The organism is Silicimonas algicola, assembly GCF_003970735.1.
In the GTDB taxonomy this organism is placed as follows: Bacteria; Pseudomonadota; Alphaproteobacteria; order Rhodobacterales; family Rhodobacteraceae; genus Silicimonas; species Silicimonas algicola.
Map to the genome: position 1 here is coordinate 2569141 of NZ_CP034588.1, position 24911 is coordinate 2594051.

General features: G+C 66.4%; 22 protein-coding genes, 1 tRNA gene and 1 pseudogene. 13 read left to right on the forward strand and 11 right to left on the reverse strand.

Annotation, left to right across the window (positions count from 1 at the left end):
* Position 1: 1 nt before the first annotated feature.
* Positions 2-1075, reverse strand: coding sequence for a two-component system sensor histidine kinase NtrB (locus tag EF888_RS12710; protein WP_109758239.1), 1074 nt, complete (start codon positions 1073-1075; stop codon positions 2-4).
* The gene (dusB, locus tag EF888_RS12715) at positions 1072-2058 is read right to left on the reverse strand and encodes a tRNA dihydrouridine synthase DusB (protein WP_109758238.1); all 987 of its coding nucleotides are present in this window, start codon (positions 2056-2058) and stop codon (positions 1072-1074) included. Before dusB ends, EF888_RS12710 begins: the two co-directional genes overlap by 4 nt.
* Before the next feature lie 184 nt (positions 2059-2242).
* Here dusB and ispF point away from each other — a divergent pair.
* The 4 genes and pseudogenes from ispF to EF888_RS12730 form a co-directional block, all read left to right on the forward strand.
* A pseudogene (gene ispF / locus EF888_RS22250) lies at positions 2243-2719 on the forward strand (2-C-methyl-D-erythritol 2,4-cyclodiphosphate synthase); the annotation flags it as partial.
* A complete protein-coding gene (locus EF888_RS22255; RefSeq protein ID WP_170121475.1) occupies positions 2699-3235 on the forward strand; it encodes a phosphatidylglycerophosphatase A family protein in 537 nt (178 codons plus the stop codon). The pseudogene ispF and the gene EF888_RS22255, both read left to right, overlap by 21 nt.
* The gene (locus EF888_RS12725) at positions 3232-3705 is read left to right on the forward strand and encodes a CinA family protein (protein ID WP_109758236.1); all 474 of its coding nucleotides are present in this window, start codon (positions 3232-3234) and stop codon (positions 3703-3705) included. The genes EF888_RS22255 and EF888_RS12725 overlap by 4 nt, the downstream gene beginning before the upstream one ends.
* A 143-nt stretch (positions 3706-3848) precedes the next feature.
* Positions 3849-5027, forward strand: coding sequence for an ammonium transporter (locus EF888_RS12730; RefSeq protein WP_109758235.1), 1179 nt, complete (start codon positions 3849-3851; stop codon positions 5025-5027).
* Positions 5028-5031: 4 nt separating this feature from the next.
* On the opposite strand, the gene EF888_RS12735 is transcribed toward EF888_RS12730, so the two are convergent.
* Entirely contained in the window at positions 5032-5973 is a 942-nt protein-coding gene (locus EF888_RS12735; RefSeq protein WP_109758234.1) for a sensor histidine kinase, read from the reverse strand.
* Positions 5974-6073: 100 nt separating this feature from the next.
* Here EF888_RS12735 and EF888_RS12740 point away from each other — a divergent pair, with 100 nt between their 5' ends.
* Entirely contained in the window at positions 6074-7690 is a 1617-nt protein-coding gene (locus tag EF888_RS12740; protein ID WP_109758233.1) for an ABC transporter substrate-binding protein, read from the forward strand.
* Positions 7691-7748: 58 nt separating this feature from the next.
* Here EF888_RS12740 and EF888_RS12745 read toward each other — a convergent pair whose 3' ends face one another.
* The 3 genes from EF888_RS12745 to EF888_RS12755 are packed head-to-tail and all read right to left on the reverse strand — an operon-like array spanning position 7749 to position 10971.
* Positions 7749-8492: an SDR family NAD(P)-dependent oxidoreductase gene (locus tag EF888_RS12745; protein WP_109758531.1), complete on the reverse strand. Its 744-nt coding sequence runs from the start codon at positions 8490-8492 to the stop codon at positions 7749-7751.
* A 14-nt stretch (positions 8493-8506) separates the two neighbouring features.
* Positions 8507-9511, reverse strand: coding sequence for a YcjF family protein (locus EF888_RS12750; RefSeq protein WP_109758232.1), 1005 nt, complete (start codon positions 9509-9511; stop codon positions 8507-8509).
* Complete coding sequence (locus tag EF888_RS12755) at positions 9508-10971, reverse strand: YcjX family GTP-binding protein (protein ID WP_420902671.1); 1464 nt, start codon at positions 10969-10971, stop codon at positions 9508-9510. The genes EF888_RS12750 and EF888_RS12755 overlap by 4 nt, the downstream gene beginning before the upstream one ends.
* A 105-nt stretch (positions 10972-11076) precedes the next feature.
* On the opposite strand from EF888_RS12755, the gene hisB reads away from it, so the two are divergent.
* The 3 genes from hisB to EF888_RS12770 all read left to right on the forward strand — a co-directional run bounded on the left by hisB (position 11077) and on the right by EF888_RS12770 (position 13261).
* Positions 11077-11664 carry an imidazoleglycerol-phosphate dehydratase HisB gene (gene hisB / locus EF888_RS12760; RefSeq protein ID WP_109758231.1) on the forward strand — a complete coding sequence of 196 codons (588 nt, stop codon included), beginning with the start codon at positions 11077-11079 and terminating at the stop codon, positions 11662-11664.
* Between the two features lie 10 nt (positions 11665-11674).
* Positions 11675-12313 carry an imidazole glycerol phosphate synthase subunit HisH gene (hisH, locus tag EF888_RS12765; RefSeq protein WP_109758230.1) on the forward strand — a complete coding sequence of 213 codons (639 nt, stop codon included), beginning with the start codon at positions 11675-11677 and terminating at the stop codon, positions 12311-12313.
* Positions 12314-12397: 84 nt separating this feature from the next.
* The gene (locus EF888_RS12770) at positions 12398-13261 is read left to right on the forward strand and encodes a Vgb family protein (protein ID WP_164721683.1); all 864 of its coding nucleotides are present in this window, start codon (positions 12398-12400) and stop codon (positions 13259-13261) included.
* 3 nt (positions 13262-13264) lie between these two features.
* Here the strand turns inward: EF888_RS12770 and EF888_RS12775 are convergent, their stop codons facing one another.
* From EF888_RS12775 to EF888_RS12795, 5 genes are all read right to left on the reverse strand, one after another.
* A complete protein-coding gene (locus EF888_RS12775) occupies positions 13265-13444 on the reverse strand; it encodes a hypothetical protein (protein WP_109758228.1) in 180 nt (59 codons plus the stop codon).
* 89 nt (positions 13445-13533) lie between these two features.
* Complete coding sequence (locus EF888_RS12780; protein WP_109758227.1) at positions 13534-15444, reverse strand: acyl-CoA synthetase; 1911 nt, start codon at positions 15442-15444, stop codon at positions 13534-13536.
* Between the two features lie 78 nt (positions 15445-15522).
* Positions 15523-16173 (reverse strand): pyridoxamine 5'-phosphate oxidase family protein, encoded by a 651-nt coding sequence (locus EF888_RS12785; RefSeq protein ID WP_109758226.1) that lies wholly within the window; start codon positions 16171-16173, stop codon positions 15523-15525.
* Positions 16174-16235: 62 nt separating this feature from the next.
* Positions 16236-18017 carry an ABC transporter transmembrane domain-containing protein gene (locus EF888_RS12790; protein WP_109758225.1) on the reverse strand — a complete coding sequence of 594 codons (1782 nt, stop codon included), beginning with the start codon at positions 18015-18017 and terminating at the stop codon, positions 16236-16238.
* Between the two features lie 229 nt (positions 18018-18246).
* Positions 18247-18320, reverse strand: a tRNA-Gly gene (locus tag EF888_RS12795).
* Between the two features lie 316 nt (positions 18321-18636).
* Here EF888_RS12795 and ligD point away from each other — a divergent pair.
* From ligD to xth, 5 genes are read left to right on the forward strand one after another with little or no spacing between them, the layout of a single operon-like run.
* Positions 18637-21081 carry a DNA ligase D gene (gene ligD, locus EF888_RS12800; protein WP_109758224.1) on the forward strand — a complete coding sequence of 815 codons (2445 nt, stop codon included), beginning with the start codon at positions 18637-18639 and terminating at the stop codon, positions 21079-21081.
* Positions 21082-21099: 18 nt separating this feature from the next.
* Complete coding sequence (gene ku, locus EF888_RS12805; protein ID WP_109758223.1) at positions 21100-21978, forward strand: non-homologous end joining protein Ku; 879 nt, start codon at positions 21100-21102, stop codon at positions 21976-21978.
* Positions 21975-23054 carry a tetratricopeptide repeat protein gene (locus tag EF888_RS12810; protein WP_109758222.1) on the forward strand — a complete coding sequence of 360 codons (1080 nt, stop codon included), beginning with the start codon at positions 21975-21977 and terminating at the stop codon, positions 23052-23054. The genes ku and EF888_RS12810 overlap by 4 nt, the downstream gene beginning before the upstream one ends.
* Complete coding sequence (locus EF888_RS12815; protein WP_109758221.1) at positions 23054-23692, forward strand: alpha/beta hydrolase family protein; 639 nt, start codon at positions 23054-23056, stop codon at positions 23690-23692. Before EF888_RS12810 ends, EF888_RS12815 begins: the two co-directional genes overlap by 1 nt.
* Entirely contained in the window at positions 23689-24471 is a 783-nt protein-coding gene (xth, locus tag EF888_RS12820) for an exodeoxyribonuclease III (RefSeq protein WP_109758220.1), read from the forward strand. Before EF888_RS12815 ends, xth begins: the two co-directional genes overlap by 4 nt.
* Positions 24472-24911 lie beyond the last annotated feature (440 nt).

Here is a 24911-nt window from a genome sequence, read left to right on the forward strand (position 1 = left end):
GTTATTGCTCCTCGGCCTGCTTGGGGGCGACCGGGAGAGAAATCCTGAAGACCGTGCGGCCGGGGATGCTGTCGACGCTCACCCATCCGTCGTGGTCGGAAATGATCTTCGAGACCAGCGCAAGGCCAAGGCCGGTGCCGTTCTCGCGGCCCGACACGAAGGGCTCGAAGACGTCCTGGGCGATCTCGGGCGGCAGGCCGGGGCCGTCGTCGATGATTTCGACGTTGAGCGGCAGCGTCGCGGTCTTGTCCTTGCGCCTCAGACGCAGGCTCATGTCGTAGAAAGTCCGGATCGTGATCTGGCCCGGCGACCCCTTCGACGCTTCGGCGGCGTTCTTGAGAAGGTTCAGAAAGACCTGCACCATCTGGTCGCTGTCCACGAAGGTCGACGGCAGCGACGGATCATAGAGCTCGGCGATGGTCATGTGCGCGGCGAAGCCCACGGCGGCGGACTTGCGGGCGCGGTCGAGAAGGTCGTGGATGTTGACCGCGCGCCGCGCGGGCGGGCGCAGGTTGCCGAACTGCTCGACCTGTTCGAGAAGGGCGAGGATGCGGCGCGTCTCGCTGACGATCAGGTCGGTCAGCTCGGCATCCTCGGGGGCGAGGTTCATCGACAGAAGCTGCGCCGCGCCGGTGATGCCGGCGAGCGGGTTCTTGATCTCGTGCGCCAGCATCTCGGCCATGCCGATGGCGGATTTCGCGGCCGACTTGACCGACAGCGACCGTCCCAGACGGTCGGCCAGCACGCGGGGCTCCATCAGCATCAGGACGAAGCCCGGCATGTTCGACATGGGCGCGATCTGGATGTTGCAGCTCACGGGCGCGAGGTTGCCGCCGCCGACATCGACGTTGTTCATGAAGAGGCTCGCCTGCTCGCTGCGGACGCGGCCAATGTTGTCGTCGAGGGGCGCGTCGATGGCGAGGGTGTCGAAGACCGGAGTGCCGCGCAGGGAACGGGCCGAGGAATTGAGAAAGCTCTCGGCGGCAGGGTTCGCCTCGACAAGGACGTCGCCCGGGTCGATCAGGAACGCCGGGATCGGCAGCGACAGCCAGAGGTTCTGGAGAAAGACGTTCATGCCGCGCGCGCTCTCTGGAAGCCGACCGACAGGGCGGCTGGAAGCGAGGCGCGAACCTCGCGCGGGGTGCCGGTCAGAACGTGTTTCCTGAGATCCGCCGAGGTCCCCGCCCGGTCCATGTACCATCCGAGGTGTTTGCGGATCACGCGCGCGCCGAGGTCCTCGCCGTAGAAGGCGAGCGTGGCGTCGTAGTGACCCCGCACCATGTCGGCCAGAGCGTCGCCCTCCGGGATGACCGGCGCGGGGCCCATACCCAGGCCGTGTGCGATCTCGGCCAGCCGCCAGGGCGCACCCTGGATGCCGCGTCCGACCATGACGCCGTCGGCACCGGAGCGCGTCAGGGCCTCACGAGCGTCGGCGGCGGTGACGATGTCGCCGTTCGCGATGACGGGGATCGAGACGGCGTCCGTCACGGCGTGGATCGCGGACCAGTCGGCCCGCCCCTTGTAGAACTGACAGCGAGTGCGGCCGTGGACGGTAACCATCCGCACGCCAGCCGCCTCGGCGCGAGCGGCGAGGTCAGGTGCGTTCAGGCAATCGTCGTCCCATCCGAGCCGCATCTTGAGCGTCACCGGCACCGAGACGGCGCCGACGACCGCTTCGATCAGGCGCAGCGCGTGGTCGGGCGTGCGCATCAGGGCCGACCCGGACAGGCCGCCGGTCACCTTCTTGGCGGGGCAGCCCATGTTGATGTCGATGATCTTCGCGCCGTTGGCCTCGACCATCCGCGCGGCCTCGGCCATCCAGTGCGGGTCGCGGCCCGCCAGTTGGACCGAGGTCGTGGCGTCTCCCAGTCCCAGTTCGGCCCTCTCGCGCACCCCGGGTTTGGCCTGCACCATCTCCTGGCTCGCAACCATCTCGCTGACCACCAGCCCCGCGCCGAAGGAGGCGACGAGTTGACGAAATGGGAGATCCGTAATCCCGGCCATGGGAGCCAGGAGGACAGGCGGATCGAGGGAAACGTCGGCGATACGGAGGACCATGCCTAAACCTTGTGCATCGATGTCACAGATACGGGGGCTTTCGGGACGATCCCATGTCGCGTCGGCCAAAAAGCCCCTGAAACCGGCATATGCCTAAAAATTAGGCCAAACAAGTGGTGTCGGTCGCCATTGTCAGCAACAGCGACACGGCCTAGACCGGATCCCACACCGAAGGAAAGGGCCAGACGGCATGGATATCCGCGTCGGCAACGGCTTCGACGTCCATCGCTTCGAAGAGGGCGATCACGTCGTTCTCTGCGGGGTCCCCGTGCCCCATGACAAGCGGCTCGCAGGGCATTCAGACGCCGACGTATCGATGCATGCGCTGACGGACGCGATCTATGGCGCGCTTTCGGCAGGCGACATCGGCCAGCACTTTCCGCCGTCGGATCCACAATGGAAAGGCGCCAACAGCCGCATCTTCCTGCAGCACGCCGTGGCGCTGGCGGCCGAGCGCGGCTTCCGCGTCACCCAGGCGGACGTGACCCTGATCTGCGAGCGGCCCAAGATCGGTCCCCACGCGCCCGCCATGCGCGAGGCGCTGGCCGGCATCATGGGGCTCGATCCGGCGCGCATCAGCGTCAAGGCCACGACCTCCGAAAGGCTCGGCTTCACCGGGCGCGAGGAAGGCATCGCCGCGATGGCGACCGCGACGCTGGTCGCCGAGGGCGGTCTGCCCCCTCCGCATCGCCGTAGGGTGCTGTCCTTCTTCGGCGTGGGTTTCCTGCGTCCGGCCCCCGGCACCTGGGGGTCGCTCGCCGCCCTGCCCTTCGCCTGGATCCTGAACGCGCTTGGCGGGCCCCTGTTTCTTGCTATCTGCGCCATCGTCCTGTTCTGGATCGGCTATCGCCTGACGCGCGCCGAGATCGAGGGCTCGGACGACCACGACCCGTCCTGGATCGTCCTCGACGAGGTGGTGGGCCAGTGGATCGCCGTCCTTCCCGTCGCGATCGGTGCGGCGCATGTCGGCCTAGATCCGCTGCGGCTTTGGCCGGGCATCGTCGCTGCATTCCTTCTCTTCCGGCTCTTCGATGTCTGGAAGCCCTGGCATGTCGGCCGCGCCGACGGGCGGGGGGATGCCTTCGGGCTGATGGCGGACGACGTCTGGGCCGGCGTCTTCGCTGCCGTCATCGGCATCCTGCTGGCCGGCGTGTCGCACGGAGTAATGGCGCTGTGACCGCAGCGCGGCTGATCGACGCCGCCCGGGCAAAGGGCGTTCGCATCGCCACCGCGGAAAGCTGCACCGGCGGCCTCGTCGCGGGTGCCATAACGGACATCGCCGGATCGTCGGACGTCTTCGAATGCGGCTTCGTCACATACTCCAACCTCGCCAAGGTACGGATGCTGGGTGTACGCGAGGCGACGCTTGCAGCCCACGGTGCCGTGTCCGAAGAGACGGCCCGCGAGATGGCGGAAGGCGCGCTGTCGCGGTCGGGCGCCACGCTCGCTGTGTCGATCACGGGCATCGCCGGACCGGGCGGCAGCGAGCACAAGCCCGAGGGGCGGGTCTGCTTCGGGATCGCCTCGTCCGGGGGCACAAGGACGGAGACGGTCGATTTCGGAGCCCCGGGACGTGCCGAAGTGAGGCGCCTCAGCGTCGCGCACGCCTTGTCGCTTCTCTCCACTGCCGTCGACAAACTGCCCTGAAGTCAGGCGACGCCCGCCCATTTCGCCTGTTTTGAAGGCATTCGTAAAAGTGCCTTCCAAAATGGCATCTTCGGACGCATCTGCCTCTTTTCCGCGCGCCCACCCTGCGGTTTCTCACCGCGAACGACCATAGGGAGGGGAACATGGTAGGAGCGGACACCGCCTGGATCATCGTCGCGACGGCGCTGGTTCTTTTCATGACGCTGCCTGGGCTGGCGCTGTTCTACGGCGGTCTTGTGCGGTCGCGAAACGTGCTGAGCGTCTTCATGCACTGCTACGCCATCGCTTGCCTGATGAGCATTCTCTGGCTCGCCTGCGGCTATTCCATCGCCTTCGGAGGAGAAGGCTTGCTGTGGGGCGGGCTCGGCAAGGCGTTCCTGGCCGGCGTCGATGCCGACACCGTGGCGGGCACCCTGCCCGAGGTGCTGTTCTTCGCCTTCCAGATGACCTTCGCGATCATAACGCCGGCCCTGATCGTCGGCGCTTACGTCGAGAGGGTCAGCTTCGGCTTCGTCCTGTTGTTCTCGGGCCTGTGGATGCTGCTCTGCTATGCGCCCGTCGCCCATTGGGTCTGGGGCGGCGGCATGCTGGCCGACGGCGGGATCTTCGGCGAGACGGGGGTTCGCGACTTCGCGGGCGGCATCGTGGTTCACGAGACCGCGGGCCTCGCCGCCATCGTCCTTGCCCTGATGCTGGGGAGACGGCGCGACGCGACGAAACCGCCGCACAACCCCGGCTTCGTGATGATCGGCGCGGCGATGCTGTGGGTCGGCTGGTTCGGCTTCAACGGCGGATCGCAACTCGCCGCCGACGGCGGCGCTGCCATGGCGCTGACGGTCACGCATATCTCGGCCTCGGCGGCGTCGCTGACATGGGCGTTGTGGGAGCGGATCAAGTACGGCAAGGCGTCGCTGGTGGGCATCGTCACCGGAACGATCGCAGGCCTCGCCTCGATCACGCCGGCCTCGGGCTTCGTCGGCCCGGTCGCGGCTCTGGTCATCGGCGGCATCGCAGGCATCCTCTGCCAGGAGACGGTCGTGGTGATGCGCAATCGCCTGAAGATCGACGACACGCTCGACGTCTTCGCCGTCCACGGCGTCGGCGGTATTTTCGGAACGGTGATGATCGCGGTCCTGGGCGCCGGGTCGTGGGCGGCACAGCTGGGCAGCCTTCTGATCGTGGGCGTCTTCACCGTGGTGATGACCTTCGTCCTCGCCGCCGTGGCGCGTGCTCTTGTGGGGATGCGCGTGGATGTCGAAACCGAAACGACAGGCCTTGACCTCGCGCAGCACGGCGAGCGGGCCTACGACATCACGTCCTGACGGCTCAGGAGGCGCGGGCGACCGCGCCTTCCCCTGCGAGGACGGCGCCGGGCAGCGTGACGGTGACCACGCTGCCCGATCCGTTTTCGGGGCGCGCCACCAGCAGAGTCCCGCCCCGCGCACGGATCAGGCGGCGCAGACCGACGAGACCGAAGCCCGAGTCATGCCGCATCTCGCCGCCCGAAAGAAACGCCTTCGCCGGGTCCTCGAAGCCGCGGCCATCGTCCGACACACCGATTGCGATCTGACCTCCTGAACGCTGTTCCGCCCAGATGCGCAGGGACAGCCGTGCCGCTCCGCCATGGCGGATGGCGTTGTCGACGAGGTTGCGCAGCACGATCTGAAGCACCGGCCGTTCGACATCGAGCGTCGCCTCGCCCGCGCTGAGATCATGCCGGCCTTCGGGATCGAGCATCGCGAAGATCACCCGGCAGAGTTGGCCCAACTCCACGAGTGTCGTCGGCACGTTCGCGACGGTCGATGCCTGCACCGCTGCCAGCACGTCCGCCAGAAGCTCTTGCGCGCGTGTTGCGATGCCGACGATGCGCCCCGCCGTTTCGGGGTCGTCGTGAGCGTCCTCGCAAAGGTGGATGATGTTCCGCAGGGGCGTGCGGAGATCGTGGGCCGCCATGCCGAGAAAAAGCTCCCGTTCCTGGTCCTGCGCCGCGGGGGGAAGCGTCACGACAAGGGCGTCGCGGCCTGGCACGGGCCAAAGGGACACCGCGCCGAGGGTGCCGGGCGCGGCCCCCGATCCGCCCGGAGGCGGAAGGCGAAGCGCCGCCGTTCCGAGCACGTCGTCCACGCGGCGACCGAGGACTTCGGCCCTGCCAAGCCCGGTCAGCCGTTCGGTCGTCCGGTTCCAGAACACGATCCTGGCCCGCGCGTCGGCGGGCATCAGGACGAAGACCGGCGCTTCAACGCCGTCGAGCCATTCGAAGCCTGTCATGTCCTACGGACTAGCCCCGAAGGCTTAAGCGGGGCTTAAAGCCCGGGCTTGCCTTCCGGGGGCCGGCCCGATTGAATGGCGAAAAGTGAGGGAGACACGCATGACCACGAAGGAAAGCTACATCCGGCGCCAGGCCAGCAAGCTGACGGCCGGCCAGATCAACCGCCGCCGCTTCATCATGTCGGCGCTCGCCACGGGTGTGACGCTGCCGACCGCGCTGTCGCTCGCGAGCCGCGCCCAGGCGCAGACGCCAAAGGCGGGCGGTCTCTTCCGCCTCGCCTCCAGCTACGGCTCGACCACCGACATCCTCGACCCCTCGACGGCCGAGAACGCCTTCACCCAGATGCTGATCCACTCGCGCGGCAACATGCTGACCGAAGTGTCGAACACGGGCGAGCTGATCGGCGAACTGGCCGAAAGCTATGAGCCGTCGAACGGTGCCAAGACCTGGGTCTTCAACCTGCGCAGCGGCGTCGAATTCCACGACGGCAAGACGCTGACTGCGGACGACGTGATCGCCAGCCTGAATTACCATCGCGGCGAGAACACGAAATCCGCCGCGAAAGGCCTCGTCGCCAGCGTCACCGACATCAAGAAGGACGGCGACAACCGCGTCATCGTCGAGCTCGAGTCCGGCAACGCCGACTTCCCGATGATCGTCTCGGACTATCACCTGATGATCATGCCCTCCGAGAACGGCGAGCTCGTCGATCCGAACGGCATGAACGGCACGGGCGGATATGTCCTGAACGCCTACGATCCCGGTGTGCGGGCGCAGTTCACGCGGAACCCGAATTACTGGAAGGAAGGTCGCGCGCACTTCGACGAGGTCGAGATGCTGTCGATCCTCGACACCACCGCGCGCCAGAACGCGATCATGAACGGCGAGGTCGACTATGCCGACACGATCGACCCCAAGACCGTAGCCCTTCTCGGCCGGGTGCCGACGCTCACGATCCTCGAGACGACCGGCACGCAGCACTTCACTTTCCCGATGCGTCTCGATGTCGAACCATTCGGCAACTACGACCTGCGGATGGCGCTGAAGTACGCGATCAATCGGCAGGAGCTCGTCGACAAGATCCTGCTCGGCCACGGGGTCGCGGGCAACGATGTGCCAGTCAACGGGTCGATGCCCTTCTTCAATACCGAGCTGCCCGTCCACGAGTTCGACGCCGAGAAGGCGGCCGAGCACTACAAGAAGTCCGGCCACTCCGGGCCGATCCAGCTGTCCGTCTCGGACGCGGCCTTCGCGGGCGCGGTCGATGCGGCACAGCTCATGGCGGCTTCGGCCGGCCAGGCGGGCATCCAGATCGAGGTCGTGCGCGAGCCCTCGGACGGATACTGGTCGAACGTGTGGAACAAGAAGGGCTGGTGCGCCTGCTACTGGGGCGGACGTCCGACCCAGGACTGGATGTATTCCTCGGCCTACGTCGCGGACACCGAGTGGAACGATACCGCCTGGAAGGGCACCGAGGCGGCGGACAAGTTCAACGACCTGGTCGTTTCGGCCCGCTCCGAGACCGACGACGCCAAGCGCAAGGACCAGTACTGGGAGGCGCAGCGCCTGCTTCAGGACGACGGCGGCGCGATCGTCGCGATGTGGGCGAACTATATCGCCGCACACGGCAACGGTGTCGCCCACGACGAGGCGGTCGGCGCGAACTGGGTCAACGACGGCCTGAAGGTCGCCGAACGCTGGTGGTTCGCCGGCTGAGCCGCAGACCGACCTGAACGAGACGGGACGCGGGGGAAACCTCGCGTCCCTGTCGTTTCTAGACCCCCGCCGACTGCCCGCCGTCCACCGTCACAAGGCTGCCCGTCATGAAGCGCGAGGCGTCGGAGGCGAGAAGAAGGAATGGCCCGGTCAGGTCGTCCAGTTCTCCGAACCGCGACATGGGAATGCGGCGGCGGATCTTGTCGCCCACCTCTCCCGCGAGCGCGTCCTCGTTGATCTCGGTGTCGAAATAGCCGGGCGCCAGAGCGTTTACACGTATGCCTTTCGTCGCCCACTCGAGCGCCAGTGCCCGTGTCAGGTTGGCGATCCCGGCCTTCGAGGCGGCATAGGCGGCAACCGATTTGGCCGCGCGCGAGGCGAGGATGGAGGCCACGTTCACGACGACGCCCTGCCGCCCCTCGGCGATGTTGAGCGCCATCGCGTCGCGGGCGAGACGGAACGGACCCGTGAGGTTGGTGTCGATCACGCGCTGCCATTCGTCGTCGTCGGTCTTTGCTGCAGGTCCGAGGTTGGACACGCCGGCGTTGTTGACGAGGATGTCCAGCGGTCCGGCCTTCTTTAGCGCGTCGGCGCAGGAGGCGGCGTCGGTCACGTCGAGCGCCACGGTTCTGACCCATCCTCCCGTGGCTTCGATCCTCTCTGCCAGCTCCGCGAGGCGATCTTCCCGGCGCGCGGCTGCGACCACCTCGGCCCCGGCCCCGGCGGCGACGAGCGCGAAATGTGCGCCGATGCCGCTGGAGGCTCCGGTGATGAGGATGCGCTTGCCGTCGAGCCTGAACATGTCCGCCACCCCGCTCATGTCCGGTCGAAGAGGCCCGTCAGCGCGCGCCCGATGACGGCGGTGACACGCGGGCGGCGACCTGCCCCGAAGGGCAGCGGGCGGCAGACCTCCATCGCCGCGATCCCCACCCGTGCGGTCAGCGCGCCGTTGATCATGCCTTCGCCGAACCGCCGCGAAAGCTTGGCGAGGACGTGACCGCCGCCGACCGAACCGATGAGGTCGTCGCCGACCGCCACAGCGCCCGTGGCAACCAAGTGGGTCAGGACCGCGCGCGTCAGCCGCCAGGCGCCGAGCGTGCCCGACCGGCCGCCGTAAACCTCGGCGATGCGGCGGATCATGCGCAGGTTCGAGGTCAGCGCCGCAGCGACGTCGGCGAAGGCCAGCGGCACCAGCGCCGTCACCGTCGCCACCTGCCGCGCCGCCGCCTCGACCTCGCGCAGGGCCATGGCGTCCAGGGGGGCGAGAAGCGAATCCTCGGCGAGCGTGATGAGGACATCGGGGTCGAAGCTCTGCTCGATCCCTTCCTCCAGCCGCTGACGGCCCCACTTGGTGTCGTCGCGCCCCGCGTAGAACGAGGCCAGGTGGCGGGCCAGCGTACGGGCGCCTTCGGTGCCGCCCGAGGCGATGACGCGCGCGGCCTCGTCGTGCAGACGCTCGACGCGGGAAAGTCGGGCCAGTGCCGCCGCCTCGCGCAGGATGATGGCGAGACAGACGAGGACGAAGAGCACCAGGAGCGTCAGCGCAACGGCCCCCAGCACCTCGTTCCGCGCAATGAGCGAGGCCGTCCAGTCCCAGAGCGCCACACCCGCGAAGAAGGTGACGACAGCCCCCAGAAGCCGCCAGAACCATGCCGCCAGCGCCGAACGCGGACGTCCGGCCAGCGTGGCGACCGTCTGCATCGCCTGCCCCGTGGGCGCGGCTTCGGGTTCGGCCACGGCGGGCGCGTCCGCCGGGCTTTGCATCTCGGAGCGCGGGTCGAGGTCGATCAGGACGGGGCCGTGGTCGCGGGTGTCGGTCATCTCAGGCGATCTCCGATCAGGAACTCGGCGGCGCGGTCGAGCCTGATGTGGGGCGGGCCGTCGCCGGGCTTGAGGGTCACCGGCTGCGGGGCGAAGGTCATTATGCTGTAATCCTGTTCCAGCCAGCGGTCGGCACCCTGACGCGACGGGATCAGAAGCTTGCCTGGATCCTCGGGCAGGCGGCCGGGGTACATCGCGACGCTCTTGCCACCGTCGAGAAGCCGGCCCCGCACGAGATCGAGCGTGCGCCCGCCCTGCTCCACCCGGTCTTCGGTCGTGGCGCGGAGAGCGGCGATCGACATGGCCTGCGTCTCGGCGCCCGCGAAGTCGGCACGGGTCTTTGCGTCGGCCAGAAGAGCGGCGGCGATGGCGGTAAGTTGCGCGTGCTGCGCGTGGTGCAGGTGGTCGGCCTTGGTCGCGGCGAAGAGGATCTTCTCGACCCGCTTGCCGAGCAGCAGCTTCGAAAGGAAGGCATTCCGGCCCGGACGGAAAGCGCCGAGAATGTCGGCGAGCGCAAGCCGCATGTCTTCGACCGCCTTCGGCCCCGAATGGATGGCGCCGAGGACGTCGACCAGCACCACCTGCCGGTCGATGCGGGCGAAGTGGTCGCGGAAGAAGGGCTTCACGACCTGGCGCTTGTAGGCCTCGTAGCGGCGCGCGAACTCGCGCCCGAGGCTGCCCCTCGGCCAGTCCTGCGGCGGCAATGGCGCGAAGGTCAGGGCGGGCGAGCCCTTGAGATCGCCCGGAAGCAGGAAGCGGCCGGGCGTGCAGTCCGAGTAGCCGGCGTCGCGCAGGGCCTGGAGCGAGGCGGCGAAAGCCTCGGCGAGGGACTTTGCGGCGACCTCGTCCAGCTTGGCGTCCGGATTGGCTGCGGCCAGAGCCTCCTTAAAGGCAGCGGCCTCGGGGCGTGGATCGTTGCGCGCCAGCGTGTCGCGCGACCATTCCTCGAAGGTCTTGTCGAGAAGGCCAAGGTCGAGGAGCCACTCGCCGGGATAGTCCACGATGTCGAGATGAAGGGTTCGCGGACCCTGAAAGCCGGACAGAAGACCCGAGGGCCGCACGCGAAAGGACAGCCGCAACTCACTGATCCCGTTCGTGCTTTCCGGCCAATGGGGGTCCGGACCCGTCATCGCGGCGAGATGCGCCTCGTAGTCGAAGCGCGGGACCGTGTCGTCGGGTTGCGGCTGGAGCCAGGCGGTGTGGATCCGGCCCTCGGCCGCGGCCCTGAGCGCGGGCATCCGGCCGCGCGAGATGAGGTTGGCCACGAGCGAGGTGATGAAGACCGTCTTGCCGGACCGGGCAAGGCCCGTCACGCCGAGGCGCACCACGGGCTCGAAGAAGGCGCCGCTGACGGTGCTCATCGTCGCCTCGACGCCGCGCGTCAGTCCGTCCGCAATGTCGCCGAGTATCACTGCCTGCCCCTTCGCTTCGACCTGAACATATGTCGCGCCGGGCGGCATTGCCATCGTGCAGCCGCACAACACCCCGATTCGCGAGAGAAAACCGGGCTTTCCCGGTTTCCCTTCGCCGCCTATAAGCGGCCTCGCTGCAAGGAGATCCAGGCGATGCGCAACGCGACCGTGACGCGGACGACGGCCGAAACCGACATCACCGTCGAGATCGACCTCGACGGGACCGGAACCTATGACAACGACACCGGCGTGGGGTTCTTCGACCACATGCTGGACCAGTTGGCGCGGCATTCGCTGATCGACATGACGGTCCGCGCCAAGGGCGACCTCCACATCGACGACCACCACACGGTCGAGGATACGGGCATCGCTCTTGGTCAGGCGCTGGCGAAGGCGCTTGGCGACAAACGCGGGATTCGGCGCTATGGCGCCTGCCTTCTGCCGATGGACGACGCGCTGGTGCGCGCGGCTCTGGACCTGTCGGGGCGGCCGTTCCTGGTGTGGAATCTTGTCCTGCCGACGCCTAGGATCGGCACATTCGACACCGAGCTTGTGCGGGAATTTTTCCAGGCTTTCTCGACACATGGCGGGATCACGCTGCACGTCGACGCGCTGCACGGGATCAACAGTCACCACATCGCCGAGGCGGCCTTCAAGGCGGTGGCACGGGCGCTGCGCGAAGCGGTCGAGACCGATCCGCGGAAGGGCGATACGATCCCGTCCACCAAGGGCGCGCTGTGACGGCTGTACCATGCTGACCGTCCTGATCGACTACGGCGCGGGGAACCTTCATTCCGCCGAGAAGGCGTTCCAGCGCATGGCGCGCGAGACGGGGGCGGGCCGCGTCCTCGTGTCGGACCGGACTGAGGATGTGGCGCAGGCGGACCGGTTGGTGTTGCCGGGGGACGGGGCGTTTCCGGCCTGCATGGCGGAACTTCGGGGACAGGAGGGGCTGTTCGACGCCTTGGTGGAAGGCGTTGAAATCAAAGCGAAACCTTTCCTCGGCATCTGCGTCGGGATGCAGCTCATGGCGCGGGCGGGGCATGAGTACGAGACGGTCGCGGGGCTTGGCTGGATCGACGGCGAGGTGCGGTGGATCGAACCGTCGGACCCGTCGCTGAAGGTGCCGCACATGGGGTGGAACGACCTGGTTATCGACCGGGCGCATCCGGTGACCGAAGGGTTAAGTACCGGGGATCATGCGTATTTCGTCCACTCCTACCAGATGGAGATGAATGACCCGACGCAACTGATCGCGCATTGCGATTATGGCGGGGCGGTGACGGCTATCGTCGGACGGGACACCATGGTCGGGACGCAGTTTCACCCCGAAAAGAGCCAGGCGGCGGGTCTGCGGCTGATCGCGAACTGGCTGCGCTGGATGCCCTGAACGCCACGTCGGTATCGCGTCGGTATCGCGTCGGTATTGCGTAGGTGTCTGGCGCCGCGTCCCGCCCGTGCTAGCATCATGGTCATGCGCAGCCTTGCCCTCCCTCTCCTACTCCTCTCCAGCCCTGCCCTCGCCCAGGAGGCGCCCCCGTTTGCGAGCTTCGACCTGGCGAGCGAGCCCGTCCTGAACGACCCGCACGACCTTGCGATGGGGCCTGACGGCCGGCTCTATGTCGCCGACAAGTTCGGCGCGCGGATCGCCGTCTTCGACCCCGAGACGCTGGAGCTGATCGAGATGCTGGGCGAAGGCTTCCTGCCAGGGGTCCACGACATCAGCTTCGGGCTCAACGGATCGATCGCCGTCGCGGTCACGAACGCCGGCGCGGTGGCGATCTACGAATCGCTCGACGTCCTGGGGGACGAACCCGACATCGGCGTGACGGCTCCGGGCACCGAGGGTGCGCTTCTGCATTCGAACGGCGACCTCTACGCGATGGCGAGCGCCATCGGCGTCCTCGCGCGGTTTCGCGACCTGAAGCTGGTTTCGACGGTCGAAGGGCATCCGGGCGCGCACGACGTGGCCGAGGCGGCGGATGGCGCGATCTGGGTCGCGGACAACGCGGCGCGGCGGCTGGTCAAGTATTCGCCGGACCTGGAGCGGCTACAGGTGATCGAAGGTCCGGCCTTCGGGTTTCGCGGTCCGCGCTATCTGGACGTGACAGAGACCGGGATGCTGGTGGTGGCCGACCAGGACGCGCATCGCATCCTGATGATCGACCCGGACGCGCCCGGAGGCGGAGCGCTGGTGGGGGTGTTGGGAGATGGGACGCCGGGTCTGGGACCGAACCGATTCGACGATCCCGAGGGTGTGGCGGTCGATGGCAGCCGCTACTTCTTCAGCGACTCGGACAACAACCGGATCGTTCGCTATTCCGTGGTGCTGAATTAGGTCTTACGCGTCGTCGCGGTCTTCGGACCGGATGTCGAGCCAGTCGGACACAAGCGCCATCGTCAGGACGAGGCTGCCGGTCAGCACGTAAGCCAGGAAGGACAGCGCCAGCGAGCCCGTCGCGTCCCAGGTCGAGATCGCGATCGCGAGCGCCGCGATGATGCTGATCGACAGATGAACCATGTGAAACCTCATCCCTGGGTTGTCGGGACAAGGTCACATCGAAATCTGACCAAACTGTGACTCGACCGTGGGCAAGATTTGGGCAGGCATTATTTAATACCTCGATTTTTAGGCGGATTGTCCGCCCATCTCCACGGACGGGTGAAGGGCGCCAGCGCTCTGGTGACGGCTGCATCGTCGCATCCCTCGCGTCCCGAGAGGCAGGCGACGAGGCCGAGCTTCTTGTCCTCCTCGACATGCGCAACCCCCGCGGGAAGACCCGCCGCTTCGAGCGTTGCGTCGTAGATGCGCGAGATGGCGCTGCGGCGGAGGTCGGGTTTGAAGACCTTGCCGACGGCGGTCTTGGGGATCTCGGGCAGGATCTCGACATACTTGGGGATCGCCGCGCGTTCGGAGACGCGCTCCTTCAGGAAGTCGAGCAGCTCCCCGGGGGTGGCGGTGCCGCCGGCGACGAGCTCGACGTAGACGCAGGGCACCTCGCCCGCGTGGGCGTCGGGCTGGCCGATGGCGCCGACGACGGCGACGGCCGGGTGGCCCGCCAGCGCCTCCTCGATCAGCGCGGGGTCGATGTTGTGGCCGCCGCGAATGATGAGATCCTTGGCCCGGCCGGTGATCCAGAGATACCCCTCGTCATCGATCCGGCCCAGATCGCCGGTGCGCAGGTAGCGGTCGTGGTGGTAGAGCTTCGCGTTCTTGTCGGCCTGCGTATAGGTGTTGCCGGGCCAGACGCCGGGGTTCGAGACGCATATCTCGCCGACCTCGTCCACGGCGCATTCCCTGACACCCTCGGCGGTTTCCGTGAGGATCTTCACGTCGGTATAGGGGAACGGAAAGCCGACTGAGCCGATCTTCTTGACGCCGCCGATGGGGTTGCAGGAGACGAGGCAGGTCGCCTCGGTCAGGCCGTAGCCCTCGACCACCTCGACGCCGCAGGAGGCCTCGAACCGCTTGAAGAGTTCGACCGGCAAGGGGGCGGAGCCCGAGAAGGCCATCTTCACCGACGAGAGGTCCGCGTTCACGGGCCGCTGCATGAGGGCCGCGAAGGCCGTGGGTACGCCGATGATGAAGGTGGCGCGCCAGCGTTCGACGAGCTTCCAGAAGTTGTCCATGACGCCGTCGCCGCGATACCCGGCGGGCGTCGGGAAGACGACGTGCGCGCCGGCGGACAGGGCCGACATCAGGACGGGTTCGACCGCGAAGACGTGGAACAGCGGCAGCGGGCACATGATGACGCTTTCGTGGTCGAAGAGAAGGTTCGCCCCGATCCAGCCGTTGTAGATCATGCCCTGGTAGCGGTGCTGGGCGATCTTCGGCATCCCCGTCGTGCCGCCGGTGTGGAAGAGTGCTGCGACGCGGTCCTGGCCGCCGTCCGCGAAGGTCAGCGTTTTCGGCTGCTTCGCGAGTTCGGCGTTGAAGTCGAGGACGCGCGCCTTGTGGGCCACCTTGTTCTTCGGGCGGATCAGCGGGACGATCAGCGTCTTGATCCCCTTGAGGTAGCGCAGGAGGTCGACTTCGAGAACGGTGGTCACGCCCGGCGCCTGTTCGATGGCGGCGGCGGCCTTCTGGGCGACCTCGGTCTTGGGGAAGCTCTTCAGTGTGACGACGAGCTTGGCGCCCGTCTCGCGCAAGAGTGCCGCGATCTGGTCGGTCTCGAGGAGCGGGTTGATCGGGCTGACCTTGCCCGCGATCATGCCGCCGAGAAGCGCGTAGGCCGTTTCCAGCGAGTTGGGGAGGATGCAGGCGACGACGTCGCCCTCGCCCACTCCGAGACTGCGGAAGAGGTTCGCGGCCTGGCAGCTTTTGTCGAGGACGGTCGACCAGTCGACGGTCTCGGATTTCGACGCCGGGTCGGAGAGGAGCTGGAACGACACCGCCGGACGGTCGCCGTGGACCTTGGCGGTGGCGTCGAGGCGGGCGTGGATGGTGCGGGGCTGGTCCCGATCCTGCCACGTCATCTCGGCCTCGATCGCGTCCCTGCGCTCGCGCGAAGAAAATTCCATCCGCTCCTCCCCTGTTGCGCAAAGTCTCACCGGAAATGGGCAACCGGGCAAGCGCGACCGGGCGTCAGGGACGCGGCGTCAGTAGAGAGAGCGGCGGTAGGCTTCCTCGAGATCGGCGTCGAGCTTCTTCAGCGTGCCCTCGTCGGCGGGGGCGCCGGCGGTCTGGTCGGTGAGCATCGCCATGAGCGAGGGCATCTCGGCGCGGTCGCGGTGCTGCGCCGGGTCCCAGAGGCGCGAGCGGCGGAGCGCCTTGGCGCAGTGGAGGAAGACTTCATCGACGCGCACGACGATGGCGAGGCGCGGGGCGCGGCCGTCGACGGCGAGGCTGTCGAGGAGAGCGGGATCGGTGACGAGGCGGGCGCGGCCGTTGATGCGGAGCGTTTCGTCGAAGCCGGGGACGAGGAAGAGGAGGCCCACGACGGGGTTCGCGGCGATGTTGGCCAGCGTGTCGAGGCGGTTGTTGCCGGGGCGGTCGGGGATGGCGAGGGTGCGGGCGTCGAGGAGGCGCACGAAGCCTGCAGGGTCGCCACGCGGGCTGACGTCGGCGCGGCCCTCGGCGGTCTGGGTGCCGATGCAGAGGAAGGGCGAGCGCGCGATGAAGTCGGCGGCGTGGCGGTCAATGTGGTCGAGGCACTTGAGCGCGGCCATCGTGTGCGTGGCCGGGTAGAGCGCGCGCAGCGACGCCTCGTCGGTGATCGTGTGGGCCGCGTCGAAGTCCGTGTCCGCCATGCTCTGTCCTTTCGTCGCCGACCGCGACAGGGCTAGCGCATCGCGCGCCCGGGTGAAATGCCTCAGAGCTCGGCGCCGTCGGTGAACTGGAGCCGCGCGAGGCGCGCGTAGAGACCGCCCTCGGTCACGAGGCTGTCGTGGGTACCCTGGGCGACGATGCGGCCGTGGTCGAAGACGAGGATGCGGTCGGCCTTCTTCACCGTCGCAAGGCGGTGCGCGACGACAAGCGTGGTGCGGCCCGAGGACAGCCGCTCGACGGCGTCCTGCACGAGGCGTTCGCTTTCGGCGTCAAGCGCGCTTGTCGCCTCGTCGAGAAGGAGGATCGGCGCGTCGCGCAGGATGGCGCGGGCGATGGCGATGCGCTGCTTCTGGCCGCCCGACAGCATCACGCCGCGCTCGCCGACATAGGTGTCGTAGCCATCCGGAAGGGCCGCGAGGAAGTCGTGGGCGGCGGCGGCGCGGGCGGCGTCCTCGACCTCGGCATCCGTGGCGTCGGGGCGGCCGAAGCGGATGTTCTCGCGCGCGGTGTCGGCGAAGACGACGGGCTCCTGCGGGACGAGGGCGACGTGGCGGCGGAAGTCGGACCGGGCCAGCGTCGTCAGGTCGTGGCCGTCGATGCTGACGCGGCCCTTCGCCGGATCCCAGAAGCGGAGGAGAAGCTGGATCACGGTCGACTTGCCGGCGCCCGACGGCCCGACGAGCGCCACCGTCTCACCTGGAGATACGTCGAAGCTGACGTCTTCCAGCGCGGCGGCGTCGGGCCGGGACGGATAGCGGAACGAGACGCCCTCGAACGCCACGCGACCCGCGACGGGCGGGGTCAGAGCCTCGGGCGCTTCGGGGTCGGACACGGTGTCGCTGGCGTTCAGAAGTTCGACAAGGCGCTCGGTGGCGCCGGCCGCGCGCTGAAGCTCGCCCCAGATCTCGGACAGCGCGCCAACCGCGCCCGCGACCATGACGGCGTAGATGACGAACTGCACCAGCTCGCCCACGGTCATGGTGTCGGCGCGCACGTCGCGCGCCCCGATCCAGAGAACGCCGACGACGCCCGAGAAGATCAGCGTGATGACGATGACCGTCATCAGCGCCCGCGTGCCGACCCGCTTTCTCGCCGCGACGAAGCTTTTTTCGGTCACGTCGGCGAAGCGCGCGCGGCTCTTGCCTTCGTGCGTATAGGCCTGCACCGCCTGCACCGAGAGCAGCGTCTCGGAAGCCGAACCGGAAGACGAGGCGATCCAGTCCTGGTTCTCGCGGCTGAGAACGCGCAGGCGGCGGCCGAGGACCACGATCGGGACGATGATGACGGGCACGATCAGCAGGACGAGGCCCGCGAGCTTGGGCGAGGTGACGAAGAGAAGGACCAGGCCGCCGATAAGGATCAGCACGTTCCGCAGCGCCACCGAGACCGACGACCCGATGACGGACAGGATGAGCGTCGTGTCGGTGGTGATGCGGCTCAGGACTTCGCCCGTCATGATGCGCTCGTAGAAGGCGGGGCTCATGCCGATCATGCGGTCGAAGACGGCGGTTCGGATGTCGGCCACGACCCGTTCGCCCAGACGCGTGACGAGGTAATAGCGAACGCCCGTCCCGATGGCGAGGAAGACGACGATGGCGAGTGCGGCGCTGAAATAGCCGTCGAGAAGCTCGGAGGCCGAGGTTTCGAACCCGTCGACCACGCGGCGGACGGCCACGGGCAGGATGAGGGAAATCATCGCCGTGACGACGAGGGCGACACCTGCGGCGAGGAGCATCCGGGGATATCGCCAGACGAACGGCCAGAGGGCCCTCAGCGCGCCGACGTTGCGGGACGTCGCCCGGTCTTCCGTTTGTGATGCGGCCATGAGCTCTCCCTCGTGCGGGCCGGATACCCAAGGGGCGGCGGGGCCGCAAGGTTCAGGTCGTCACAGGGCGGTGCGGAATTCGGGAGGGGGTCTGGAGCGGGCGGCGGGAATCGAACCCGCGTCATCAGCTTGGAAGGCATGCGTCAGCACTCGAACTATTCAATCTAAATCAGCAAGTTAAGCTGACCTAGGCTAGTGCTTTGCAGGTAAAATGTCGGAAAGTATTTTGTGGAGCGGGCGGCGGGAATCGAACCCGCACGTTCAGCTTGGAAGGCTGACAGGCTACCACTACATCACGCCCGCGCAGATTTATTCGGTGAGTATTTCAATGGTCGTGCGGGGTCAAGCATATGTCCTGAACGGGCGGCGCTGACGTCCTGCAGCACCGTCCTGCATCGCATGTCGCTTCTGCACACCTCCCGCCCCTGCCCTCCGGTATGACAAAGGCTGGGATGTAGCCAGCGGGCTTGCCCAACATCTACGTCTGTTCCCGGACTACGCGATCGTAATTGCAATGGTCGACACGGTCTCGGCTTTGCGGGATTTTCCGGACCTCTGCGTGCTTAATCCTCTATAAGGATCCAGTTGTATCTGATGTCGCTACGTTAGGAATCACTGGTTGCGAAAGCCGGAGCTCGACCCCTACCGCGCCAAGCGGAACTTCAAGCGGACGCCGGAGCCAGCGGGCACGCGGACCGAACTGGGGCAGCAGCGTTTCGTCATTCACAAGCATCACGCGACAGCCGACCACTACGACCTTCGCCTCGAACTCGACGGCGTTCTGAAAAGCTGGGCCGTGCCGAAGGGTCCGTTGCTCGACCCGTCGCAGAAACGCTTTGCAGTCGAGACTGAGGACCATCCTGTCGAATACCTTGATTTCGAGGGCGTGATCCCCGCCGGCGAGTACGGCGGCGGCCCAATGATCGTGTGGGACACCGGCACCTGGGCTCCAATGGGCGACGCGGTCGCGGACCTCGCCTCAGGCGGGTTCAAGTTTCGGCTGTGGGGCGAGAAGCTCAAGGGTGGCTGGATGCTGGTCCGGCTCAAGAAGAAGCGCGGCGAGGACAAGGCAGGCTGGCTCCTGTTCAAGGAACATGACCAGAGCGCGTCGACTGAAGGAGACATTCTCGTCGATCGCCCCGAGAGCGTGAAGTCTGGCCGTCGCATCGAAGATCTCGTTGCGCCACTGCCCGTCCCGAAGCGAACAGCGAAGCCGCGTCCCGATCGGTTGAAAGGGGCGGTGAAGTCGCCGCCTCCCGCCGGCTTGAAGCCGCAACTCGCGTCGCCCGCCGCGCGCCCTCCTGAAAGCGACGATTGGTTGCACGAGATCAAGTATGACGGCTACCGCACTCTGGCGCAGATCAGCGGCGGCGACGTACGCCTGGTCACTCGAGGCGGGCTCGACTGGACAAAGCGCTACGGTGCTCTCGCCGACGCCTTTGCCACGTTGTCATGCCGGGAGGCACTCATTGACGGCGAGATCGTCGTTGCGGACGCGCAGGGCATCAGCCGCTTCGCTCTGCTCCAGAAAGCCTTGTCCGAGGGACCTTCGACCCAGCTCTTGTTCTACGCCTTCGATCTGCTTTACCTCAACGGCTGGGACCTGACCGCGTGCACGCTCTCGAAGCGCAAGGCGCTCCTGGTCCGGCTTCTCGCCGAGCAACCGAAAAATCACGCAATCCAGTATTCCGACCACGTCGAGGGCGGGGGGGTGTCGTTTTTCGAGCGGGTGTCCGAGATGGGCCTGGAGGGCATCGTCTCAAAGCGAGGGAACGCGACCTACCGGCCGGGCCGCACCCTCACCTGGACCAAGACCAAGGCGCTCAATATCGGGGACTTCGCGATCGCGGGCTATTCGGTATCGGAGGCGGCAGGAGGTCTGGCTGCGCTGGCGCTTGCAGAGGTCGAGGGCGACGGTCTCAGGTATGTCGGCAAGGTCGGGACAGGGTTCGACCGGGCAACGGCACAGGACCTCTTGGCCCGGCTTGAGCTGCTGCGGGATCCAGGTCTCTCCCTGGACGGAGCGCCGCGGGACGTGGTGGCCGTTCGGCCGGTTTTGACCGCTCACGTGCATTATGCGACCCGCACCGCGACCAACGCCTTGCGCCATGCCGTCTTCAAAGGCCTGCGGACGGTGAGCTTCGGGACCGATGCGCCGTCAAGACGCACGCGGCTGATCTCAGACGCCGACCTGGCTGCGATCTGGGTAACAAACCCGACCCGGCGTCTTTTTGGCAGGAACGGCCCGACCAAGCTCGACGTCGCGGTCTACTATGCCCGAATAGGCGACTTCATGCTGCCACATCTGTTGAACCGACCCGTCTCGTTGGTGCGCTGCCCGACTGGCCGGCCCCAGGACTGCTTCTTCCAGCGCCACGCGTTCACCGGAATGCCGGCCTCGGTCGGCACCTTCCAGAGCCGCGCGTCGGATAGCGACGACAAGACCTATCTCAGCATCGAGGACGTACCCGGATATCTGGCGCTGGCCCAGTTCGGCGTCGTCGAGTTCCACACCTGGGGTTCAACCCGCACGAGCCTCGAAAAGCCTGATCGGGTCACCTTCGACCTTGATCCGGGCGAGGACCTGCCCTGGCGCGAAGTGGTCGAGGCGGCGATCCATGTGCGCGAGGAACTCCGCAGGATCGGTCTCCATCCGTTTGTGAAGACCACCGGTGGCAAGGGACTGCATGTGCTCGTCCCGATCAGGCCCAGGCTGAGTTGGGACAGGGTTCACAAGGCGACGGGGGCAATTGCTGAAACCCTCGCCGCCGGCGCCCCGAATGTATTCATAACCACTATGGCCAAGAACAAGCGCAGGGGTCGGATCTTCATCGATTTCCATAGGAACGCCCGCCATCAGACGGCCGTCGCCCCATATTCGTTGCGCGCGAACACCAATCTCCCTGTTTCGACGCCGATCGCCTGGTCCGATCTCGAGACCGTCGACGCGGCAGGGGATCTGAACTATTCTACTGTACCGGGGCTTGTCGCGGGCTCCGGAGATCCGTGGGCCGACATCGCAAGCTTGGCCCGCGACCTTCCGGAGAACGTTGAGGCGAGCTGACAACGCGGAGTTATCGACATGGCGCCCAGAGCAAGCTGGAAGGGCTATCTGAGACTGAGCCTCGTGACCTGTCCGGTCCGGCTTTACCCGGCCACCAGTACGGCGGACCGGATCAGTTTCAATCAACTGCACAAGGACACCCACAACCGGATCAACATGAAGCCGGTCGATCCCGAGCTCGGGCTGGTTGAACGCTCCGATCTGGTGAAGGGCTACGAGTACGAGGACAAGAAATACATAATCATCGAGGACGAAGACCTCGAGGCGGTGAAGATCGAGGCAAACCACACCTTGAACATCGAGGCGTTTGTGGACGCCTCCGAGATCGAGCCGATCTATCTCGACGCGCCGTATTACCTGGCACCTGACGGAGCGATGGCCGAGGAGACCTTCATCGTCTTGCGGGAGGCGCTGCGGGCGTCGGGCAAGGCAGCAATTGCGCGTCTCGTCCTGTCGAGCCGCGAGCGCGTGGTTGCCATCGGTGCGCTCGATGCGGGGATGTTCCTACAGACCCTCCGCAACCCGAACGAGGTCCGGGGTACGAGCGCCTACTTCGACGGCATCCCGACCGGGAAACCCGACGCCGACATGCTGGCGATGGCGGAGAAGCTGATCGAGCAGAAGACCGTCACGTTCGATCCCGCATCCTACGAAGACCGCTACGAGGTCGCGCTGATGGAAATGATCAAGAACAAGCTTAAGGGTCACAAGCCGATCTACGCAGCGGCTCCGGAACGCGGCAACGTGGTGAACCTGATGGATGCGCTGAAGGCGAGTCTGTCGGAGCAGAAACCTCCGGCCAGGAGTCAGAGCAAGTCGTCCAAAGGGACGGCGACGACGAAGGCCGCCCCGAAGAAGACCGCTTCTGGCGGTCGCGCCTCCAAAGCCGGAAAGTGAAACCGCTCGCTGGCAGGACCTTCGGTATCGTCGGTGCGCTGGAGGCCTTCCCGTACCGGATCGCCAGACGCGAGATCGAGCGGCTGGGCGGTCGCTTGCGGCGCAGTTCGGGTCGAGGCATCACCACCGTCGTCTACGGCCGAAAGCTGCTGCGCCGGGCCAGCCTCGACGGTGTCGTGACCTCGTTTCGTGCGCTTGTTGCAGAGCGACGGCGACCGATCAGCGAGGCGGGGTTCCTGCGTCGAAATGGGCTGTCACCCGACGCGGACCAGGGCTCGCATCCGCGCAGCGTGATGATCGAGAAATCCGGGCTGCCAGCCGAGACCTTCGACCTGCTGGCGCTCTTCGACGCCTTCGAGCGCGACGTGGAGCCGTTCACGTTCCGCGACCTGATCCTCGCCCGCAAGTATCGCGGGCTGAGCGAGGCCGGCGCTGACTGGGACGCGATTGCCCGTGCCGTCCACAAGGTGCCGCAGGTCGGCGCCCTGGCAGCTCTGACTCTGGACGTCGAGGCGCGGGAAATCATCGAGCGGCGGGATGGCTGGACCTGCGAACTCTCTGGTCAGGGTCTGCTGGACCTCGGTTACGACGGCGTTAACATAGACGATCTGTTCGAAAGCGCCGAGGCGGCAGAAACCTCCGGCGACCTGGAAGCGGCCGTGGGTCTTTACGGTCGATGCCTGGCCGTCGACCCGACCGACAGCGTCGCCTCCTTCAACCGCGCCAACTGCCTGCGCGAGCTTGGTCGATCGGTGGAGGCGGCACAGGACTACGCGCGCGCAGCCAAGCACGATCCGGGGTTCGTCGAGGCCTGGTTCAACCTCGCCGCCCTGATGCTCGACGAAGGTCATCCCGACAGCGCGCGGCGGCACCTGAGGCGTGCCCTGGCGCTCGATAGAAGTTATGCGGACGCTGCGTTCAACCTGGGCAAATTGGAGTTCGACGCCGGCGATTTGTCCGAAGCGCGACTTTGGTGGAGCCGCTACCTGGAGCTCGACCGCCACAGCGAGTGGGCGCAACGCGCGCGGAACGGCTTGCGCTTGATCGCCATGCAGGCGGAAGCGGAGACCGGCTGATGGACTTCCTTGTCGACGGTCCGCAGGACGCCTCTGTGACCGTCCTGTTCGCCCACGGCGCCGGTGCGCCGATGGACTCGCCGTCGTTGGATGCGACTGTCAAGGCGTTCGCCGGGCGCGGACTTCGTGTTGCCCGGTTCGAGTTCGGCTACATGGCAGCGCGCCGCACGGGCACGCGCAGACCCCCGCCGCGGGCAGAGGCCCTAGAACCGGAATACTTCGCCGCGATCGATGCGCTGGAGCGGCCGGGCAGGCTCGTGATCGGCGGCAAGTCGATGGGTGGCCGCGTCGCCAGCATGGTCGCCGAGGCGCTCTATGATGAAGGCAAGATCGCGGGGCTGCTTTGCCTCGGCTATCCGTTCCACCCACCCAGCAAACCTCACCAGTTGCGGACACAACACCTTCTCACACTGACCGTGCCCACCCTCATTTGCCAGGGCACGCGGGACGAGTTCGGCGCCGTCGAGGAGGTGCCGGGTTACGCACTTCCTCAGAGTATCGAGATACTCTGGCTCGAGGACGGCAACCACGATCTAACGCCGCGCAAGAAGATATCCGGCCACACCAAGTCGGAACACCTCGATCGGGTCGCAGACCGGGTCGCTGAATGGGCGCAAGGTCTCGCTGCCCGGGGATGAAGATCGCCACCTTCAACATTAACAATATCCGCAAACGGTTGCCAAATCTCCTTGCCTGGCTTGCCGAAGCCGAACCGGATGTCGTGTGCCTGCAGGAGCTGAAGACCACTGACCGCCAGTTCCCGTCGAGCGCGCTTGAGAAGGCGGGCTACTCGTCGGTCTGGCTTGGACAGTCGACATGGAACGGCGTTGCGATCTTGTCCCGGGACCGTGCGCCGGTCCTGGTCCGCTACGGTCTTCCCGGCGATCTAAACGACCGCCAGGCTCGCTACATCGAGGCCGCGGTTGACGGCGTTGTAATCTGCAGCCTCTACGCCCCCAACGGCAATCCCCAACCGGGCCCGAAGTTCGATTACAAGCTTGCCTGGAACGAGCGCCTGATCGCCCATGCAGCCGAGCTTCAGGCCACAGGCGTCCCTGTCGTCTTGGCCGGTGACTTCAACATTGTGCCGGAATCCTGCGACGTCTATCCCTCCCGGTCCTATGCCGACAATGCATTGGTTCAGGCCGAGCCGCGCCGCCAGTATCGCTCCTTGCTAGACGCCGGATGGACCGATGCGCTCCGCGCTCTTTACCCGGAAGAGACGCTCTACACCTTTTGGGATTATCGTCGGAACAGGTGGCAACGGAACGCAGGTCTAAGGTTGGATCATGTGTTGCTGTCCGGCAGCATGAGGGAACGGCTCGTGTCAGGTGGCATTGATCGCTACGTTCGTGGCCAGGACGGCGCCAGCGACCATGCCCCAGTGTGGATTGATATCAACCGAAAGAAGGTGTGAACGCAGAAGCCTCGGGATGTCGAATCCTCGATTGCCGAGGGCATGATTCTCGCGTCGCCGTGCAGCGTCTGGTCGGCGTCGGTAAGCAGGTAGCGATGCTGTATGACCCAATCCTTTGAGCGCCTCATCGGGTTGAGACGCCTCGAACCTCTGGCCCTGCCCTTTTTGGCACCACTGCGGACTTGCCTTCAGATGGGCTAATACGGCCTTTACAGAGGCGTGGCGGATCAGGCCAACGACGCAGTCCTATGCCGTGTGTTCTCTGGCGGCGGAGGCTTGGGAAGTGGTGGCAGCAGCTGAACTTCGTCCTTGATGAGCGACTGCCCAAGCATGACGGCATCTAAAATTTTGATCTTGAGTTTAGAGCGGCGACCCGCCAAAATTCCAACGAAACTGCACGGGCAGACATCATAACGATCACTCCGCTCTTCTGAAGCACT

Coding starts and splice junctions, on each gene's coding strand:
- EF888_RS12710 (WP_109758239.1), bottom strand. CDS start 1,075: ATGAACGTCTTTCTCCAGAACCTCTGGCTGTCGCTGCCGATCCCGGCG.
- dusB (WP_109758238.1), bottom strand. CDS start 2,058: ATGGTCCTCCGTATCGCCGACGTTTCCCTCGATCCGCCTGTCCTCCTG.
- EF888_RS22255 (WP_170121475.1), top strand. CDS start 2,699: ATGGCGACCGCGACGCTGGTCGCCGAGGGCGGTCTGCCCCCTCCGCAT.
- EF888_RS12730 (WP_109758235.1), top strand. CDS start 3,849: ATGGTAGGAGCGGACACCGCCTGGATCATCGTCGCGACGGCGCTGGTT.
- EF888_RS12735 (WP_109758234.1), bottom strand. CDS start 5,973: ATGACAGGCTTCGAATGGCTCGACGGCGTTGAAGCGCCGGTCTTCGTC.
- EF888_RS12740 (WP_109758233.1), top strand. CDS start 6,074: ATGACCACGAAGGAAAGCTACATCCGGCGCCAGGCCAGCAAGCTGACG.
- EF888_RS12745 (WP_109758531.1), bottom strand. CDS start 8,492: ATGTTCAGGCTCGACGGCAAGCGCATCCTCATCACCGGAGCCTCCAGC.
- EF888_RS12750 (WP_109758232.1), bottom strand. CDS start 9,511: ATGACCGACACCCGCGACCACGGCCCCGTCCTGATCGACCTCGACCCG.
- EF888_RS12755 (WP_420902671.1), bottom strand. CDS start 10,971: ATGCCGCCCGGCGCGACATATGTTCAGGTCGAAGCGAAGGGGCAGGCA.
- hisB (WP_109758231.1), top strand. CDS start 11,077: ATGCGCAACGCGACCGTGACGCGGACGACGGCCGAAACCGACATCACC.
- hisH (WP_109758230.1), top strand. CDS start 11,675: ATGCTGACCGTCCTGATCGACTACGGCGCGGGGAACCTTCATTCCGCC.
- EF888_RS12770 (WP_164721683.1), top strand. CDS start 12,398: ATGCGCAGCCTTGCCCTCCCTCTCCTACTCCTCTCCAGCCCTGCCCTC.
- EF888_RS12775 (WP_109758228.1), bottom strand. CDS start 13,444: ATGGTTCATCTGTCGATCAGCATCATCGCGGCGCTCGCGATCGCGATC.
- EF888_RS12780 (WP_109758227.1), bottom strand. CDS start 15,444: ATGGAATTTTCTTCGCGCGAGCGCAGGGACGCGATCGAGGCCGAGATG.
- EF888_RS12785 (WP_109758226.1), bottom strand. CDS start 16,173: ATGGCGGACACGGACTTCGACGCGGCCCACACGATCACCGACGAGGCG.
- EF888_RS12790 (WP_109758225.1), bottom strand. CDS start 18,017: ATGGCCGCATCACAAACGGAAGACCGGGCGACGTCCCGCAACGTCGGC.
- ku (WP_109758223.1), top strand. CDS start 21,100: ATGGCGCCCAGAGCAAGCTGGAAGGGCTATCTGAGACTGAGCCTCGTG.
- EF888_RS12815 (WP_109758221.1), top strand. CDS start 23,054: ATGGACTTCCTTGTCGACGGTCCGCAGGACGCCTCTGTGACCGTCCTG.
- xth (WP_109758220.1), top strand. CDS start 23,689: ATGAAGATCGCCACCTTCAACATTAACAATATCCGCAAACGGTTGCCA.